This window comes from Brevibacillus fortis (assembly GCF_046196545.1).
Taxonomy (GTDB): Bacteria; Bacillota; Bacilli; order Brevibacillales; family Brevibacillaceae; genus Brevibacillus; species Brevibacillus fortis_A.
This window is the reverse complement of sequence record NZ_CP176370.1, coordinates 6,028,869-6,045,943: the sequence shown is the minus strand read 5'-3', so window position 1 is coordinate 6,045,943 and position 17,075 is coordinate 6,028,869. Positions and strand designations below refer to the sequence as shown.

At 48.5% G+C, this 17,075-nt stretch carries 19 protein-coding genes; all 19 read left to right on the top strand.

Annotated features, from left to right (window positions below; translation table 11 throughout):
- Positions 1-7: 7 nt before the first annotated feature.
- Positions 8-1,201, top strand: a complete 1,194-nt coding sequence (bioF, locus tag ACKKE8_RS29365; protein WP_409176096.1) for an 8-amino-7-oxononanoate synthase — start codon at positions 8-10, stop codon at positions 1,199-1,201.
- 1 nt (position 1,202) lies between these two features.
- Positions 1,203-1,940 (top strand): alpha/beta fold hydrolase, encoded by a 738-nt coding sequence (locus ACKKE8_RS29360; RefSeq protein WP_409176095.1) that lies wholly within the window; start codon positions 1,203-1,205, stop codon positions 1,938-1,940.
- Positions 1,909-2,769 carry a malonyl-ACP O-methyltransferase BioC gene (gene bioC / locus ACKKE8_RS29355; protein ID WP_409176094.1) on the top strand — a complete coding sequence of 287 codons (861 nt, stop codon included), beginning with the start codon at positions 1,909-1,911 and terminating at the stop codon, positions 2,767-2,769. The genes ACKKE8_RS29360 and bioC overlap by 32 nt, the downstream gene beginning before the upstream one ends.
- A gap of 45 nt (positions 2,770-2,814) precedes the next feature.
- Positions 2,815-4,803: an ABC transporter substrate-binding protein gene (locus tag ACKKE8_RS29350; RefSeq protein ID WP_409176093.1), complete on the top strand. Its 1,989-nt coding sequence runs from the start codon at positions 2,815-2,817 to the stop codon at positions 4,801-4,803.
- A gap of 148 nt (positions 4,804-4,951) precedes the next feature.
- Positions 4,952-6,142, top strand: a complete 1,191-nt coding sequence (locus ACKKE8_RS29345; RefSeq protein ID WP_409176092.1) for an acetyl-CoA C-acetyltransferase — start codon at positions 4,952-4,954, stop codon at positions 6,140-6,142.
- A 165-nt stretch (positions 6,143-6,307) separates the two neighbouring features.
- Complete coding sequence (locus ACKKE8_RS29340) at positions 6,308-6,481, top strand: AtpZ/AtpI family protein (RefSeq protein WP_307724157.1); 174 nt, start codon at positions 6,308-6,310, stop codon at positions 6,479-6,481.
- Between the two features lie 13 nt (positions 6,482-6,494).
- Positions 6,495-6,863, top strand: a complete 369-nt coding sequence (locus ACKKE8_RS29335) for an ATP synthase subunit I (protein WP_409176091.1) — start codon at positions 6,495-6,497, stop codon at positions 6,861-6,863.
- Between the two features lie 113 nt (positions 6,864-6,976).
- Entirely contained in the window at positions 6,977-7,771 is a 795-nt protein-coding gene (atpB, locus tag ACKKE8_RS29330) for a F0F1 ATP synthase subunit A (protein ID WP_409176090.1), read from the top strand.
- A gap of 43 nt (positions 7,772-7,814) precedes the next feature.
- Positions 7,815-8,045 carry a F0F1 ATP synthase subunit C gene (gene atpE / locus ACKKE8_RS29325; protein WP_017252354.1) on the top strand — a complete coding sequence of 77 codons (231 nt, stop codon included), beginning with the start codon at positions 7,815-7,817 and terminating at the stop codon, positions 8,043-8,045.
- 173 nt (positions 8,046-8,218) lie between these two features.
- Entirely contained in the window at positions 8,219-8,722 is a 504-nt protein-coding gene (gene atpF, locus ACKKE8_RS29320; RefSeq protein ID WP_017252353.1) for a F0F1 ATP synthase subunit B, read from the top strand.
- Positions 8,719-9,246 carry a F0F1 ATP synthase subunit delta gene (locus tag ACKKE8_RS29315; RefSeq protein WP_409176089.1) on the top strand — a complete coding sequence of 176 codons (528 nt, stop codon included), beginning with the start codon at positions 8,719-8,721 and terminating at the stop codon, positions 9,244-9,246. The genes atpF and ACKKE8_RS29315 overlap by 4 nt, the downstream gene beginning before the upstream one ends.
- Positions 9,247-9,289: 43 nt before the next feature.
- Entirely contained in the window at positions 9,290-10,801 is a 1,512-nt protein-coding gene (gene atpA, locus ACKKE8_RS29310) for a F0F1 ATP synthase subunit alpha (protein WP_409176088.1), read from the top strand.
- Between the two features lie 74 nt (positions 10,802-10,875).
- Positions 10,876-11,739: an ATP synthase F1 subunit gamma gene (gene atpG, locus ACKKE8_RS29305; protein WP_409176087.1), complete on the top strand. Its 864-nt coding sequence runs from the start codon at positions 10,876-10,878 to the stop codon at positions 11,737-11,739.
- A gap of 48 nt (positions 11,740-11,787) precedes the next feature.
- Positions 11,788-13,197: a F0F1 ATP synthase subunit beta gene (gene atpD, locus ACKKE8_RS29300; RefSeq protein WP_007725462.1), complete on the top strand. Its 1,410-nt coding sequence runs from the start codon at positions 11,788-11,790 to the stop codon at positions 13,195-13,197.
- Between the two features lie 27 nt (positions 13,198-13,224).
- Entirely contained in the window at positions 13,225-13,623 is a 399-nt protein-coding gene (locus ACKKE8_RS29295) for a F0F1 ATP synthase subunit epsilon (RefSeq protein ID WP_017252349.1), read from the top strand.
- A 221-nt stretch (positions 13,624-13,844) separates the two neighbouring features.
- Complete coding sequence (locus ACKKE8_RS29290) at positions 13,845-14,585, top strand: DUF6042 family protein (protein ID WP_409176086.1); 741 nt, start codon at positions 13,845-13,847, stop codon at positions 14,583-14,585.
- 303 nt (positions 14,586-14,888) lie between these two features.
- Complete coding sequence (locus ACKKE8_RS29285) at positions 14,889-15,260, top strand: NADH-quinone oxidoreductase subunit A (RefSeq protein ID WP_015893615.1); 372 nt, start codon at positions 14,889-14,891, stop codon at positions 15,258-15,260.
- Complete coding sequence (locus tag ACKKE8_RS29280; RefSeq protein WP_007725455.1) at positions 15,251-15,769, top strand: NADH-quinone oxidoreductase subunit B family protein; 519 nt, start codon at positions 15,251-15,253, stop codon at positions 15,767-15,769. Before ACKKE8_RS29285 ends, ACKKE8_RS29280 begins: the two co-directional genes overlap by 10 nt.
- The gene (locus ACKKE8_RS29275; RefSeq protein WP_409176085.1) at positions 15,766-17,073 is read left to right on the top strand and encodes an NADH-quinone oxidoreductase subunit C; all 1,308 of its coding nucleotides are present in this window, start codon (positions 15,766-15,768) and stop codon (positions 17,071-17,073) included. Before ACKKE8_RS29280 ends, ACKKE8_RS29275 begins: the two co-directional genes overlap by 4 nt.
- Positions 17,074-17,075: the final 2 nt, after the last annotated feature.

Sequence of the window (17,075 nt, the reverse complement as noted above, 5' to 3'; positions counted from 1 at the left end):
GTCTACCATGAACAAACGATATGCATGGTTGGAGGAAGAATACGATTCATTGCGTAAACAATCGCTGGCAAGAGAATGGAACACCGTAGAGTCAGCCAGTGATCACGCAGGCACGTGGATTCAAGTCGAAGGGAAACCATTATTAAACCTGTCATCGAACAACTATTTGGGCTTGGCCCACGATCAACGAATCGTGGAAGCTGGCAAGATGGCAGCAGACGAGTGGGGGGCAGGAGGAACTGCCTCTCGTCTCGTCCATGGCAACTACGCATTATATAACGAGCTGGAACAACAATTGGCGGCGTGGAAGGAGAGAGAAGGGGCGCTTGTCTTTGCAAACGGATATCAGGCAAATACGGGGGTAATTGCAGCACTTGCCGGAAGAGGCGATGCTGTTTTTAGTGATCGGTTGAATCACGCCAGTATCGTCGATGGGATCGTGCTCAGTCGGTCGGAGCATTTTCGGTACAGACATAACGATATGGAGCATCTGGCATTTTTGCTGAAAAGGCACCAGGATGCAAGACGGAAGTGGATCGTCACGGACAGCATATTCTCCATGGACGGTGATAAAGCTCCCCTTCTTGAGTTAGTACAACTGCGAGATCGTTACGATGCCATGCTGATGGTTGACGAAGCCCATGCGGGAGGAGTGCGTGGTGAAGAAGGGCAGGGCTTGTGCCACGAGCTGGGCATTACCGGACAAGTCGATGTTTTGATGGGAACCTTCAGCAAGGCATTTGGTGTTTATGGGGCATACGTATGTGCAGATGAGATCATCATTCGTTACTTGATGACAAAAGCGCGCTCGCTGGTGTATTCGACAGCCCTGCCCCCTGCTGTGATCGGCTCGAATCTGGCGGCGTTGTCTTTGGTACAAACAGAGTCTTGGCGAAGAAAAGCAGTGAGGCAGAATGCGCTCGTGTTTCGCCAGTTGCTTCGCTCACGCGGGTTTACCGTAGACGAAGAAGATACGCCAATCATCCCGCTCACGTTAGGAGAGAATGAGTGGACTTTGCAATTTAGCAAAAGACTTCGGCAACGAGGGATTGCAGCAGTGGCGATTCGACCGCCTACCGTGCCAGAAGGAACCGCACGTATCCGCTTTACCGTGATGGCTGTTCATACGCGCGAAGAACTGGAATGGGCCTGCGAGCAAGTGAGCGAAATCAGAGACGAGCTTCAAAGGGAGGGACGATAACGTGAGAAAAGTGATGCTGTGGCTAACAGGCTGGGGGATGGCGGATAGCAGTTGGGATGCTGTTCGCTCACAATTTCCTTCCTATCAGCACATCGCTCCCGATTATTCGGACGTTACAGACTCCGTGCAATTTTTCGAGAAGATAGAGGGGGAAATCCGCTCTCTTTCGGCGGAGGAGCTGATTGTAGTGGGGTGGTCCATGGGAGGGATGCTCGGAATACGCCTCGCTGCCCAGTACCCGGTCTCAGCACTTGTTTTGATCGGTACGACAGCGCGTTTTACCTGCGAACAGCATGACCTTCGCAAAGGGTGGCATCCTGCCATTTTGCAAAGGATGAAAAGGCAGCTTTCCGTAGCACGCGAGCGGGTGATGGACGCATTTGTCGAACAGATGCTAACACCAGGAGAGCGTAAGCAAATAGGCTTGCATGTGGAGTTGGATAGCCAGAAGTGGAGTACGGCAGCGTTGATTGCGGGCTTGACCTATTTAGAAGAAGAGGATTGCCGCCCGTTCCTGTCTTCGCTGACTACTCCCACTATCGTTATTCATGGAATGGAAGACGCTATCTGTTCGCTCGCAGCCGGAGAAGAACTGGCGAGTAGCCTTGAAGGTGCCCATTTCGTGCAAATTCCTGACTGTGGTCATGCCCCGCATGTTTTTGTTCCAGAGGTTGTAGCAGATTCGCTAAAGAGGATGGTGGAGCAGCTTGCAGAAGAGAGCAATCAGCAGCCGATTTAGTGAGAAGGCTGTCTCATACGAAAAATACGCACTCGTGCAAAAGAAGATGGCCGATCATTTGAGTCAATTGGTTACAGAAATAAGGAACGAGAACGAGGTGCAAAACATCCTGGAGATTGGCTGTGGGACAGGGGGATTAACCCGCGTCATTCGCAGCCATTTTTCTGCTGCCCATTACGAAGCGGTAGAGATTGCATCGGGCATGTTGGAGCAGGCAAAGAACAATCTGGAGCAGCATGGCCTGATTTGTTCATTTTCTCAAGCCGATGCCGAAGAATGGGTATGGGAACAGCAGGCGAAGTCAAAGGATTTGGTCGTTTCAGGAGCGTGTTTTCAGTGGTTTGCCAAGCCAGCGCATACGCTAAAAGGATTGAGAAGAATCCTGAAGCCCGGAGCGCCTTTGATTTTTTCGACATTTGGACCCGATACTTTTTGGGAGCTGCATGATTCGTTTGCGAATGCTCATGCGATTTTGGGGGAAAAGGGAGTGCGCCATGGCTTGGAGTTTCTCTCTGCACGTGATTGGCACGAGCTATTGGAGCAAGCAGGGTTTACGGATATAGAGGTGATAAGGAAATATGAGCGGCTCACTTACCCGGGTGTACGGGATTTCTTGCATGCCGTGAAAGCTGTGGGCGCCAGTGCAAGTATGGAGCAAGGGAGTGGTATGGGACGCAGAAAACTCCTTGCAGAAATGATTCGTTACTATGAGCAGACGTATAAAAGAGAAGTGGGCATCCCTGTCACCTACGAAGCTATTTACGTTCGCGCGGTTTGTTCTTTCGATGATTTTTGCTATAGATATGAGAATGGTTATCAAATAAAATAAAAAGAAGAACGATGGGAGGGCTAACAAGGAGTTGAGCGCCACACAATGAACGTGGATGATCATATTTTTCTATGGAATCAGGCAAGTGTACGATTACATGATGTACGGCATATCGTCATGCGCGCCGGAGAGCAGCTGCGATCCTATCAATTGCCGGCTAGTGCCTTTCTATTTTCGGTGAGAGGCAGTGGTCTGATTCGTCTTGACGGGAATGTGCATGCTATCAAGAATTGCTATATGGCTCATGCTGGCAAAGGTACTTACGTGGATATCGAGGAAATAAAGGATGAGCTGGAATACTATCTGATTTTGTATAAAGCTCATGTACCGTTGCCTTGTCGGCAGGAACTGTTACGTTTACTGGAGAAAACACAACCTTTTCACATCCAATACGGCTTTACCCCCATGCATCAGGCAAGTGTATTTGTTGCAATCTCACGTATGCAGCAAGCATGGAATCAGAACGGCAACCTGAACAAGCTGCGAGCCAAGGCCCTACTTTATCAACTGGTATGTGAGCTAATGGCACAGATGCAGTCACAAGGAATCGGGGTAACGGTACCGAATTTGGTCGTTCAGGCCGTCAGGTATATTGAGGAGCATTACGCAGAGACGTTCACACTCGATGATCTTTCCACGCTTTTAAACTGCAGCTCCCGATCTTTGCAACGCACCTTTAAAGCCCAGCTAGCAGTCGGCCCTATTGACTATCTGATCCAGGTGCGCATTCAAAAAGCGCAGGAGCTGCTGCGCCAAACGAATGTGGGGCTAAAAGAGGTAGCGGAATCAGTAGGTTATACAGACAGCTATTATTTCAGTCGTATTTTTAAAAAATATACAGGTATATCTCCGTCTGCTTATAAGGAAAATCCTCTGACATCGGAACAGCGTCGCCAAAGTCCATTACTCTTGTCGCGATATTCCATTGCTGGTCAAAAGCTGTGGAAATATAATGATCACATTGAAAATGAAAATCAAAATCACCTACGATCAAGAGATGGGGGAGCCGTACCGATGTATAAGAGTACAAAAGCGATGCTGGCGCTGAATCTGATGCTTAGCCTTACCTTGCTGCTCGGAGCCTGCTCAGCTGGCGGAACGAATTCCAGTAATTCGGGGAGTACAACCACTGGCGCTACGAATCAGGTAGCGACGCAGTCCAATACAACGCAATCTAGTGCGACTCAAGAAGGGAAGAAAAGCGAGACGCGTACAATCAAGCACATGAAAGGCGAGCTGACGCTTGATTTTAAACCAGTCAGAATCGCTGTGCTGGACACACAATATGCAGATCAAATGATTGCCTTGGGCGAACTGCCAGTAGGTAGTGTTATCACAACGGGGGACGGTACGAAGTTTCCAGAGTATCTCATGGACAAGCTAAAAGATGTTCACGTACTTGGAACAAAGGACGAGCCCAATTCAGAAGCGGTCGTGGCTATGGAGCCTGACTTGATCATTTGCACGGAGTTCCAAGATAAAATCTATGATAATCTAACCAAAATCGCCCCAACCATCATGTTTAATCGAAACGAAGACTGGCGTGAAACACTGATTACCTTCGGAAAAATTCTCGAAAAAGAACAAGAAGCTGAGCAAATCGTAAAAGACTACCAAGAGAAAACGAACAAATTGAAAGCAGAATTCGCAACCAAGCTCAAGGGTGAGTCCGTCGCACTTATTCGTCCGCGTGACAATGCTATTCGACTGCACACAGTTGAACACCGTACGGCTGCTATCTTGTATTCCGATTTAGGACTGACTCCTCCCAAGCCAGCGATGGATAAATCAGATACAGCTACGATGATTTCTCTGGAGGTGTTGCCAGAGGTAAATGCCAATCACTTATTTGTCGTAACGGACAAAGCGAATCAAGCATTGACGGACGAGTACAAAAACAGCTCCATTTGGAAAGGGCTAAAAGCAGTCAAGGAAAATAAGGTGTACGAGGTAAACACAACCGTGTGGATCGCCTATTACGGCCCGATTGCCATCAACAATATCGTCGATGAAATTGCAGAAGCACTTCTATAAATTATTCAGACCGTCACTCTCTTCTCTAAGAGCAGTGATGGTTTTTTCATGAACAGGAAAAGAAAGCGATTTCTTGGCAGGAATTATCATGAAAAGATGGAATCTTAAGAAGGTTGCCTATCCTGTGTATTCGAGGGGTGTGTGGAAGATGAGTCAAAGAGAAATCGTCATTGCGAGTGCTGTGCGCACTGCTATAGGTAGCTTTCAAGGAACGCTTGCAGGTGTCAGCGCGACAAAGCTGGGCGGGATTGTACTGGAAGCAGCGCTAGAGCGTGCAGGTGTTTCCAAGGATGCGGTCGATGAAGTGATTATGGGGAATGTACTGTCAGCAGGCTTGGGTCAAAACCCGGCGCGCCAGGCTTCTATTCACGCGGGCCTTGCTCATGAAGTTCCCTCCCTGACAATCAACAAGGTTTGTGGTTCAGGTCTAAAAGCCGTTCATTTGGCCGTTCAGTCAATCCTTGCTGGTGAGGCAGAAGTTGTCTTGGCTGGTGGGATGGAAAATATGAGCCAGGCACCATACTTAATGGAAGGAGCGCGCTCAGGCTACCGCATGGGAGATCAGAAAGTAGTAGACTCCATGATTCGCGACGGGCTTTGGTGTGCTTTCAACGACTATCACATGGGCATTACAGCGGAGAATCTTTGCACCAAATACGAAATTGGACGCGAAGAGCAGGATGAATTTTCAGCGTGGAGCCAGGAAAAAGCTCAGCAAGCGCTCGCTAGTGGTCGTTTTCAGGAAGAGATCGTGCCAGTTCCGATCCCGCAGCGAAAGGGTGACCCGGTGTTGTTTGCCGTGGACGAATTCCCGCGTGCTGGCGTGACAGCCGAAGCGCTAGGCAATCTGAAGCCTGCATTTAAAAAGGATGGAACCGTAACAGCAGGGAATGCATCCGGCATCAACGATGGAGCAGCAGCTCTCTTGATTATGACACGCGAGAAGGCAGAAGAGCTAGGAGTGAAGCCTCTCGCCCGTATCGTAGCCAATGCGAGTGCGGGTGTTGATCCGAGCATCATGGGGTACGGTCCTGTTCCAGCTACCAAACGCGTACTGGAAAAAGCGGGACTGTCGATTGCTGACATCGATTTGATCGAAGCAAACGAAGCTTTTGCCGTCCAATCATTGTCTGTTGGCAAAGCACTGGGCTTTGATCGCGAGAAGCTGAATGTCAACGGCGGAGCCATCGCTTTGGGACATCCAATCGGTGCGAGTGGCGCGAGAATCTTGGTCACGCTCGTGCATGAATTGCAAAAGCGAGAAGGGGCAAAATATGGGTTAGCGACTCTTTGCATTGGTGGGGGACAAGGGGTCTCCACAATTGTCGAGAAAATTTAAATTTTAAATTGTGAACGCTTTGTGTACACAGAAACGCTTGCGTTGACAAAGGGAATAAATCTTCGTTAATATGGATGAGGGCATTTGGAAATTGTGTGCCCTCTCCTTATGTGAAAGGAGAAGGATAAACTGGCGAAACTTGACAATCCATGGCGAGCACTTGGTTTGGTCAGCGTACTTGGTCTTGACTTTGCCATTTGTGTGGTTGCCGGTTTTATGATCGGCAGATACGCGGATCGCCTACTAGCGACTGATCCTTGGTTCTTGCTTATTGGCTTGATTACAGGGATTGCTGTTGGTGTATACACTGTCTATCGACTCATTCGCCCATATCTGTAGGGGGTGACGAACGATGGAAGCGTTTGCTTTAGCGATGCGAAAGACTTTTCGCTATTCTTTATGGTGTATGGCATTGTTTGTGATACTGATGGTTGTATTGCCTGAACACAAGATTTTTTTGCAGAGTTTGTTGCTTGGAACAGTGACAGGAATCATTAATACCAGCGTTCTCGCAAGCAAGGTCTGGGTTGTTGGGCAAATGGCAGATGACCCTAATGTCAGACCAAAAGGAACGGGCACGATGCTTCGGTTCATGATTGCCGGGCTAGCCGCCTATACTACCTTTCTTTTCCCTCATATCTTCACATTATCAGGGGTTCTACTTGGGTTGTTTTTGATCCAAGGAATCAGCTATCTACTCGTATTCCGCAATTCAAAATAGATTTGTTACCAGCATTTCCTTTTAATGAAGTGATTTTACCAGAGAGCGTTCGATAGCAATGTGTAGACAGAGTTTCGGACAACCTCTATCTATCGATGGAAAGGGGTGAAAAGATGGGTCATCATTATACCTTAAGGTTTGAGTTAGGCGGCATGGTATTTGACATCGCTACGATTCTCATGATGGTTCTTACCGCACTGCTTGTGTTTATCTTCCTGTTTGTAATGACACGAAAGCTGGAAACCGGAGTACCTGGTGCTAAGCAAAATGCAGTTGAGTGGATTTTTGACTTTGTCAAGAATGTTACTGCAGGATACATGGATCACAAGAAAGTCATGATGATGATGACGCTTGGTATTACGTTGTTTCTCTACATCTTCATTGGGAACCAGCTAGGTGTTATCGCCAACGTCACCACAGTGCACAAAGGTGAAATCAGCGAAAGTGTTATGAAGATGCTGACGATTGCTCCTACGCCAGAAGCCGAAGCGAAGAAGCGCGAAACCGTTGAGCACGAGCTAGCTGACAAAGGGGCTCATGTAATCTGGTGGAAGTCTCCAACTGCTACGCCAAGCGTAACATTTGGTTTGGCATTGGTGGTATTGCTTTACTCCCACTACCTCGGTATCAAGAAAAGTCCAGGTGGTTGGTTTAAGCACGTATTCCTCAACCCGATTCACATTCTTGAGGAGTTTATCATTAAACCGCTGACGCTTCCTTTGCGTTTGTTCGGTAACCTTTTTGCAAAAGAGATTATGATTGCCTTCCTGTTGAGTGGGGGTGTTTTGGCCGCAGCACCATTGTTTATATGGCTCGGCTACTCCGTCTTCGTAGGTGCAATTCAGGCGTTCATTTTCTTGACTCTTTCTATGGTTTACATTTCACAACTTGTGAATGATGAACACTAAAATCTAGTTTTGGTTAACAACAATTTAGGGAGGTATTTTTAACATGGAAGTTATGGGTGTAGCTATTGCTATGGGTCTTATTTTCGGTTTGGCAGCACTTGGTGGTGCTTTTGGTGCAAGTAACGTAATCTCTAAAACAATTGAAGGTGTTGCTCGTCAACCCGAAGCTCGTGGTAACCTGATGGGTATCATGTTCCTCGGTATGGGTCTCGTAGAGGCGATTCCAATTATCGCAGTAGCTGTAGGTTTCATCTTGATGGGACGTCTGGGCTAAGCGAACAGCTGAACAGTATTAAATAGGCGGAGGGTCACCTTCGCCTATCTTTTAGTAGGGAAAAATCAGGCTTCGGCCAAAGCTTGGCATGGAAGTCTTCAGTAATAATTCTGGTAAGTACGCAAAGAACTTATTGCAGAATCTTTCGTTTGTCAGGAAGGAGTGAACTAAAAATGGTTGAGTTTGGAGCCGTATCCCTGGAATGGGGCACATTACTACTCCAGGTGATTATTTTCGTTTTGCTGTTGATCGTTGTTTCCAAATATGCAACAGGACCGATTGCGGGCGTATTGGAAAAGCGCCGTGCTCATGTTGAGAACGAGCTCGCTACTGCGGAACGCAACCACAAGGAATCCGAAAAGCTTTTGGCTGAACAACGCCGTCTTTTGGATGAAGCTCGCGCTGAATCTAAAGCGATCATCGACCGTGCTGCAAAGCAAGCGTCTGATGAAGCAAGCAAAATCGTTGCTGAAGCACAAGCAGCTTCTGAGCGCATGAAAGCAGATGCAAGTGCTGAACTGGCTCGTGAAGTAGAAAAAGCAAAACTCGAACTGCGTGAGCAAATGACTGGTCTTTCCGTGCTCTTGGCTTCCAAGATCATTGAGAAAGAACTGGACGAAGCAGCTCAAAAGTCTACTGTTGACAAATTTCTCGCACAAGTGGGAGATCGCCTATGAGTAGCGCAGTAGGAAAACGTTATGCTCGCGCTCTCTTTGAAGTAGCGAGTGAGCGTAGCAAGATTGATCAGGTAGAGAGAGACCTGGGTGCAATCGTAGAAGCGGTTGAAGGCAATGAAGATCTGAAAAAGATCATGTTGCACCCGCACATCGCAGCAGATGCAAAAAGCCAGCTCGCTGACGAATTGTTCAAAAGCCATGTAGGGGAAGAAACCTTTAATTTTCTGAACGTCCTGATTGAGAACGGACGCGAAGTTGAACTGGTTGATATCTACCGTTCTTTTGTACAATTGGCGAACGAAGCTCGTGGATTCGCAGATGCGATTGTGACTAGTGCAAAGCCGCTTTCTACTGAAGAGCAAAATGAGCTGGCTGAGAAGTTCGGCCAAACGCTGAACAAAAAGCTGCGTATGACAGCAGTCGTAGATCCAGCGATTCTCGGCGGCATTATTATTAAAATTGGCGACCGTCTGTATGATGGCAGTCTGAAAACGAAGTTGGAAACCTTTGCGCAAAAGGCGTAAAGTTCGATGGCTTTTAAGAAGTTGGATGAATGGGGTGAATTAAGTGAGTGCAATCAGACCAGAAGAGATTAGCTCCCTCATTAAAGAGCGGATCGCTAACTTTAAATCTGAAATCGAAGTTGTGGATGTAGGCACAGTCATCCAAGTAGGTGACGGTATTGCTCGTGTTCACGGTTTGGAAAAAGCCATGCAAGGTGAGCTCCTCGAGTTCCAAAATGGCGTAATGGGTATGGTACTCAACTTGGAAGAAGACAACGTGGGTGTCGTTATTATGGGACCTTTCCGCGACATTAAGGAAGGCGATACTGTAAAACGTACCGGCCGCGTTATGGAAGTTCCAGTAGGGGAAGCGCTGCTCGGCCGCGTTGTAAACCCACTGGGTCAACCAATCGATGGTCAAGGCCCTATCGCAAATGACGGTTTCCGCCCAATCGAGAGCCCAGCTCCTGGTGTTATGGCGCGTAAATCCGTACATGAGCCACTCCAAACAGGTATCAAAGCGATCGACGCGATGATCCCGGTTGGTCGTGGACAGCGTGAGTTGATCATTGGTGACCGTCAAACTGGTAAAACAGCAGTGGCGCTCGACACGATCATCAACCAAAAAGGTAAAGACATGATTTGTATCTACGTTGCAATCGGTCAAAAGCAATCCACCGTTGCAAACATCGTAGAAACTCTGCGTAAAGCAGGGGCTCTGGATTACACGATCATCGTTTCTGCTACTGCGTCTGACCCAGCTCCAATGTTGTACCTGGCTCCTTATACTGGTGTAACAATGGCTGAGTACTTCATGTACAAAGGCGGACACGTTCTGTGCGTATACGATGACCTGTCCAAACAGGCTGCTGCATACCGCGAAATGTCCCTCTTGCTCCGTCGTCCTCCAGGCCGTGAAGCATATCCTGGTGACGTATTCTATCTGCACTCCCGCTTGCTAGAGCGTGCTGCGAAACTGTCTGATGATCTGGGCGCTGGTTCCATTACGGCTCTGCCATTCATCGAAACCCAAGCGGGTGACATTTCCGCATACATTCCAACCAACGTGATCTCCATCACGGACGGTCAGATCTTCCTGGAGACAGACTTGTTCAACGCAGGTCAACGTCCAGCGGTTAACACTGGTCTCTCTGTATCCCGTGTAGGTGGTTCCGCGCAAATCAAGGCGATGAAAAAGGTAGCAGGTCCACTCAAGCTCGAGTTGGCTCAATACCGTGAGTTGGCTGCGTTTGCTCAGTTCGGTTCCGATCTGGACAAAGCGACCCAAGCTCGTCTGACCCGTGGTGAGCGTTTGATGGAAATCATGAAACAAGGTCAGTTCGATCCAATGCCTGTTGAGAAGCAAGTTGCTTCTATCTATAGCGCTACAAGAGGTTTCCTGGATGACATTCCAGTAGCAGAAGTGCGTCGCTTTGAGAAAGAGATGTTGTCTTTCTTGGATTCCAACAAACCGCAACTGTTGGAGCACATCCGCACAACGAAAGACCTTCCAGATGAAAAAGAATTCAACGCAGCGATCGAAGAGTTCAAAAAAGGCTTTTCGGTAACTCGCTAATCGTTAACCTGATAGACATCAGATGCATGCCGGGCTGTTTGCCCGTGCATGCGTCCTCAAGGTGGTGAAAACGAGTGGCTAAAGGAATACGTGAGATTCGACGCAGTATCAAAAGTAAAAAGGATATGCGCCAAATCACGAAAGCGATGAAAATGGTGGCGGCTGCAAAGCTTCGCCGTAACCAGGATAAAGCTGAGGCGGCACGCCCGTATGCTGACAAGATCCAAGAAGTGATCGCAAGCATCGCGAGTGGGAACTCTGGTTCCAAACATCCAATGTTGCAAAATCGTCCGGTGAAAAAGACTGGTTATATTGTCATCACTTCCGACCGTGGACTTGCTGGGGGTTACAATGCCAACATTCTCCGTAAAGTGGTAAATACCATTAACGAGAAGCACAAGTCCAAGGATGAGTACGGTATTTTTGTGATTGGCCGCAAAGGTCGTGACTTCTTCAGCAAAAGGAACTACCCGCTTTTGGATGAGGTTACAGGTCTGCCAGCCAGCCCAGCCTTTGCTGATATCAAGAAAATTGCCGGTGCAGCAGTCCAAATGTTCGAGAATGAGCAGATTGACGAACTGTACCTGTGCTACAACAAGTTCCAAAGTGCAATTTCGCAAATACCTACCGTAAAACAATTGCTGCCATTAGAAGCTCCCGAGAGCAACAATGCGCGCGAATTGAATTACGAGTATGAGCCGTCCTCGGAAGAAGTATTGGCGGATCTGTTGCCGAAATATGCGGAAACACTGGTTTACAGTGCACTCCTCGAAGCAAAAGCTTCCGAAGAAGGTTCCCGTATGACTGCAATGGGCAACGCGACAGACAATGCTACGGATATGATCAACCGTTTAACGTTGAGCTACAACCGTGCTCGTCAGGCAGCCATTACACAAGAGATTTCCGAGATCGTTGCAGGTGCAAACGCACAGGCTTAGTGGCAGCGAATAGCTCCCAATTTAGCTTTACAGGAGGGAAGAAGTAAGATGGCGAATGGACGTGTGGTTCAGGTAATGGGTCCGGTTGTTGACGTCGAGTTCGACCGCGGACACCTGCCTGCCATTTACAATGCGATCAAGATTCAACATAAAGCACAAAGCGCTGGTGAGCGCGACATCAACTTGACTGTTGAGGTTGCTACTCATTTGGGCGATAACTTGGTTCGTACCGTTGCAATGTCTTCCACTGACGGTTTGGTTCGTGGTATGGAAGCAGTTGATACCGGTGCAGCTATCTCCGTTCCAGTGGGTGCAATTACCCTCGGACGCGTATTCAACGTATTGGGTGAGCCGATCGACCTGCAAGAACTCGGTCAAGTAGATCGTCGTGACCCAATTCACCGTAAAGCTCCTGAGTTCGTAGACCAAGCAACGACTGTTGAGATCCTGGAAACAGGTATCAAAGTTATTGACCTCTTGGCTCCGTACATCAAGGGTGGTAAGATCGGTCTGTTTGGTGGTGCGGGTGTAGGTAAAACCGTTACTATTCAAGAGCTGATCAACAACATCGCGCAAGAGCACGGTGGTATTTCCGTATTCGCTGGTGTAGGTGAGCGTACACGTGAAGGTAACGACCTGTACCACGAGATGAAAGACGCAGGCGTTCTGCCGAAAACCGCGATGGTATTCGGTCAGATGAACGAACCGCCTGGTGCACGTCTTCGTGTAGCGTTGACTGGTCTGACTATGGCGGAATACTTCCGTGATGAAGAAGGCCGCGACGTTCTTCTCTTTGTTGATAACATCTTCCGCTTTACTCAAGCGGGTTCCGAAGTTTCTGCTCTCTTGGGCCGTATGCCATCTGCGGTAGGTTACCAGCCAACACTGGCTACCGAAATGGGTCAGCTGCAAGAGCGTATTACCTCCACGAAAAAAGGTTCCGTAACGTCCATTCAAGCGATCTACGTACCAGCGGATGACTACACTGACCCGGCTCCTGCTACTACGTTTGCTCACTTGGACGCTACAACGAACTTGGAGCGTTCCATCGCTGAGTTGGGTATCTTCCCTGCGGTAGATCCACTCGCATCCACTTCCCGTGCTCTGGCTCCTGATGTAGTAGGACAAGAACACTATGATGTGGCTCGTAGCGTTCAAAAAATCCTGCAACGTTACAAAGAACTGCAAGATATCATCGCGATTCTCGGTATGGACGAGTTGAGCGACGACGACAAGCAAGTAGTTGGACGCGCACGCCGCATTCAACGTTTCTTGTCCCAGTCCTTCCACGTTGCCGAGCAGTTCACTGGTAACCCAGGCCAATACGTGCCATTGAAAGAAACTGTTCGCAGCTTCAAGGAAATCCTCGAAGGTAAGCATGACCACCTGCCAGAGGGCGCGTTCCTGTACGTAGGTACAATTGAAGAAGCGGTAGAAAAAGCGAAGAAAATGGCGTAAGACACCCTGGAAAGGGGAGACGAGTAAGTGAGTAAGATGACAGTTGAAGTCGTAACTCCTGAACGGGTTGTCTACAGCGGTCAGGCTGAAATGGTGATTGCTCGCGGCTTGCAAGGGGAAATCGGTATTATGCCGAACCACGTGCCGTTGGTAACCCCGCTGAAAACAGCGCCAGTTCGGATTAAGACAGAAGGCGATAAAGAAGTAAAGATGGCTGTAAGCGGCGGCTTCATGGAAGTTCGCGGCGATAAAGTGACCATCCTTGCTGAAACGGCTGAATTGCCGGGAGACATCGATGTTGAACGCGCGAAGGCAGCGAAAGAGCGTGCTGAAAAGCGTTTGGCTGAGAAATATGCCGAGCTCGACGTCAAGCGTGCAGAACGCGCGCTGCAACGTGCGATGGCACGTCTCGACGTAGCGAAGTAAAGCGTAAGCTTGATATCCCCGCGCCCATGTGGCTGCGGGGATTTTTCAGTTATCAGGCGATGAATGATGAGCCATAGAAATCGGGCATGATATTTCCAGTTGGTAATTGCCTAATGTTTCTGTGTATAATAGACCTAATGCCCTGCCGACGAGCTACGTTAGCATGAAAAACAGCGGGAAAAAGCGGCATTGGCTATTGGGATTAAAGGAGAGTGTAATTGATGCAAACCGTTCGCGATATCCGCCACAATCAAGATGGCGTAGTGATTCCTAGCAGCTTTGCGGCTAATGGCTGGACAAGCGTGCTATCTCATGAAATGAATGTTCTCTTCCAGGCAATGTGCTATGTGGTAACGAAGCATGAGTCAAAAGAAGAAATGAGAAAAGCTCTGGACGAGTTTGATGCATTAAAAGGCACATTCACCGAGCCTGTTCAAGAAGGCTTTAAGTCTGAAGAGGATTTTAAAGGCTATGTAAACCTCTTGAACAGATTCAAAGCGTTCATGAGCCGTTCCGATTATGCATATCCGACATCTCTTGACGAAGCGATTGAGCTTTTCGTGAAGTGGGGTCTGGTAATCGATAATGGAGATGCTTGGGATGTACCGGTTTATCCATTCCCAGATGCATCTGAGTTGTTTAAGCTGAGTGAAGCAGAATCTCTTGCATTGGCTCATATTAAACTGGAAGCATTGGTTCATCCGATGTTTAGTCGCCTCGTGATGAAGCTGCACGAGCAAGAAGAAAATGCGTTCAGCATGTCCAAAGCAGAAATGAAGCAATTGCTGAACACCAATGATCAGATGCTGGCAGAGGTTCTGATCAAGCTGACTCCATATATGGAAGAAGCGATTGAAAATATGCTGGAGATCCCAGAAGACGAGAAGATGAACTTCACGATTGTATGGGAGCGCATTTACGAGGATTTCCTCGGACAGCAATTTTCAAACAACGTTCAATAATTAAGAGAATAAGAGAGCCAGACGGGCATATTCGTTTGGTCATCATACTATGCTGGAAAAACTCAGGGAGAAATCCCTGAGTTTTTTCCCTTTATATGGCACAAAAGGAAGGCTTTCGTTAGACACCCTATTGGCAATTTGCTATAATGATAAAGGTATTTTTTTCTAGCAGTATCAATTAGCGACAGCGTTCATACCTACACCTTTGATGCTGCGAGCAGTACCCTTTTGAGGGAGTCTCGACTTCTTCTGGAGGACAGCGCAAGACGATTCATACCTTTCTCAAGAGCGGAGGGAACGTGGGTGAGTGACATCTATACCAACAATTATGTGATTGTCGCGATCTTTTTGATTCTTGGTGTGCTATTGCCCGTGGCTACAGTCAGTTTTGTTGGTCCATTACTTCGTCCAAAGAAACCAACACGGGAGAAGCAAACTACTTATGAAAGCGGTAACATTCCTGTTGGTGACAGTTGGGTGCGTTTCAACGTGAAGTATTACATCTTTGCCCTCATGTTTGTCATCTTTGATGTAGAAACACTCTTTCTGTATCCGTGGGCCGTCGCTTACAAAGAACTGGGGCTCTTTGCCTTAGTCGAGATGGTCATCTTTATATCCTTGCTCGTCGTAGGATTGATTTACGCGTGGAGAAAGAAGGTGCTGGAATGGAACTAGACCTGACAAGCATTGCGCCTGAATTGCAAGAGGAATTGAATCGCAACGTCATGTTCACGACATTGGAAACAGTAAAGGGATGGGTTCGTAGCAACTCGTTGTGGCCATTAACCTTTGGCTTGGCCTGTTGCGCAATCGAGATGATGGGAACGGGTGGGGCGCGTTATGACCTCGACCGGTTTGGCGTTATTTTTCGAGCATCCCCAAGACAGTCCGATGTCATGATCGTAGCCGGAACCGTTACGAAAAAGATGGCACCACTGCTGCGCAGGCTGTATGATCAAATGCCTGAACCAAAGTGGGTGATTGCCATGGGCTCCTGTGCGACAGCAGGAGGTCCGTACGTACGCTCGTACAGCGTGGTAAAAGGTGTAGACCAGATTGTGCCTGTCGACGTATATATTCCGGGTTGCCCGCCTAACCCTGCCGCTTTGATCTACGGAATCAATAAGCTCCAAGAAAAAATCCGTTACGAAGCGAAGACTGGGAAGCAGGTGACCAATCTATGAGCGACGAGAAGCGCAAGCCGACGCCGGAGGAAAAGGCAGCGGCAGCGGCTGAAGCCCGTGCCAAGGCCGAAGCTTTGCGAAAATTAAGAGAACAGGAAGCCCAGGCTTCCCAAGAGACGAACCAAGTGGAGCCATCTCAAGAGCCACAAGAGGAAGTCTCTGCTCCGGATGCAAAACCTGTGTCTGAAATGACACCTGAGGAAAAAGCCGCAGCCAAGAAAGCAGCAGCGGCCGAAGCGATTGCCAAGGCAAAAGCGGCGAAGGAAGCAAAAGAAGCTGCGGAAGCGGAAACCCCAGTTGCCGAGCAACAATCAGAAGCAGTTGCTACACCAGCAAAGACTGTGTCTGAAATGACACCGGAAGAAAAGGCCGCAGCCAAGAAAGCAGCAGCGGCTGAAGCGATTGCCAAGGCAAAAGCAGCGAAGGAACAGGCAGAAGCTGCTTCAACACCAGTAAAGCCCGTGTCTGAAATGACGCCAGAAGAAAAAGCCGCAGCCAAGAAAGCGGCTGCCGCAGAAGCACTAGCCAAGGCAAAAGAAGCGAAAGAAGCAAAAGAAGCTGCGGAAAATGGAGCCGATACAGCTCCAGATGCGGATGCCAAGGCGAAGGCCGCAGCTGCCGCAAAAGCCAAGGCTGCAGCAGCAGCCGCTGCTAAGGCAAAAGCCGCACGTGAAGCAGGCGGCGATGAATCCGGTGATGATGACGCCAAGGCAAAGGCCGCAGCTGCCGCAAAAGCCAAAGCAGCCGCAGCAGCAGCAGCGAAGGCAAAAGCAGCGCAAGCGACTGGGGATGAGGCCCCGGCAGAGGAAGCGCCGAAAGCCCCTTCCAAAAACCAGCCCTATCTTGATAAATATGTGTCACGAATTTCCGAAGCATTTGGACAGGAAGTCATTGAGGCTTCGTATATTAACGAGCTGGGAAAGGAAGTACCAACTCTCACCATTCAAAACGAACGTTGGCATCAAGTTGCCCAATTTTTAAGAGATGACGAGCAATTGAGCTTTGAGTACCTGTCCGATCTTCACGGTGTCGATTACGAGGATCGCCTGGAGGTATACTACCACTTTTATTCCTACAAAAATCGCCAAAGCTTGGCAGTAAAGGTCAAAACGAGCAGAGAAGAGTCAAAAGTTGCTTCTGTAATGGACCTCTGGCATGGCGCAAATTGGAATGAAAGAGAGACTTTTGACCTTTTGGGCATTCATTTCCCGGGACATAAGGATTTACGTCGAATCCTGTTGCCCGATGATTGGGTAGGGTATCCGCTGCGCAAAGATTATGTGCAATACGACGAGGAGGTTTAGCA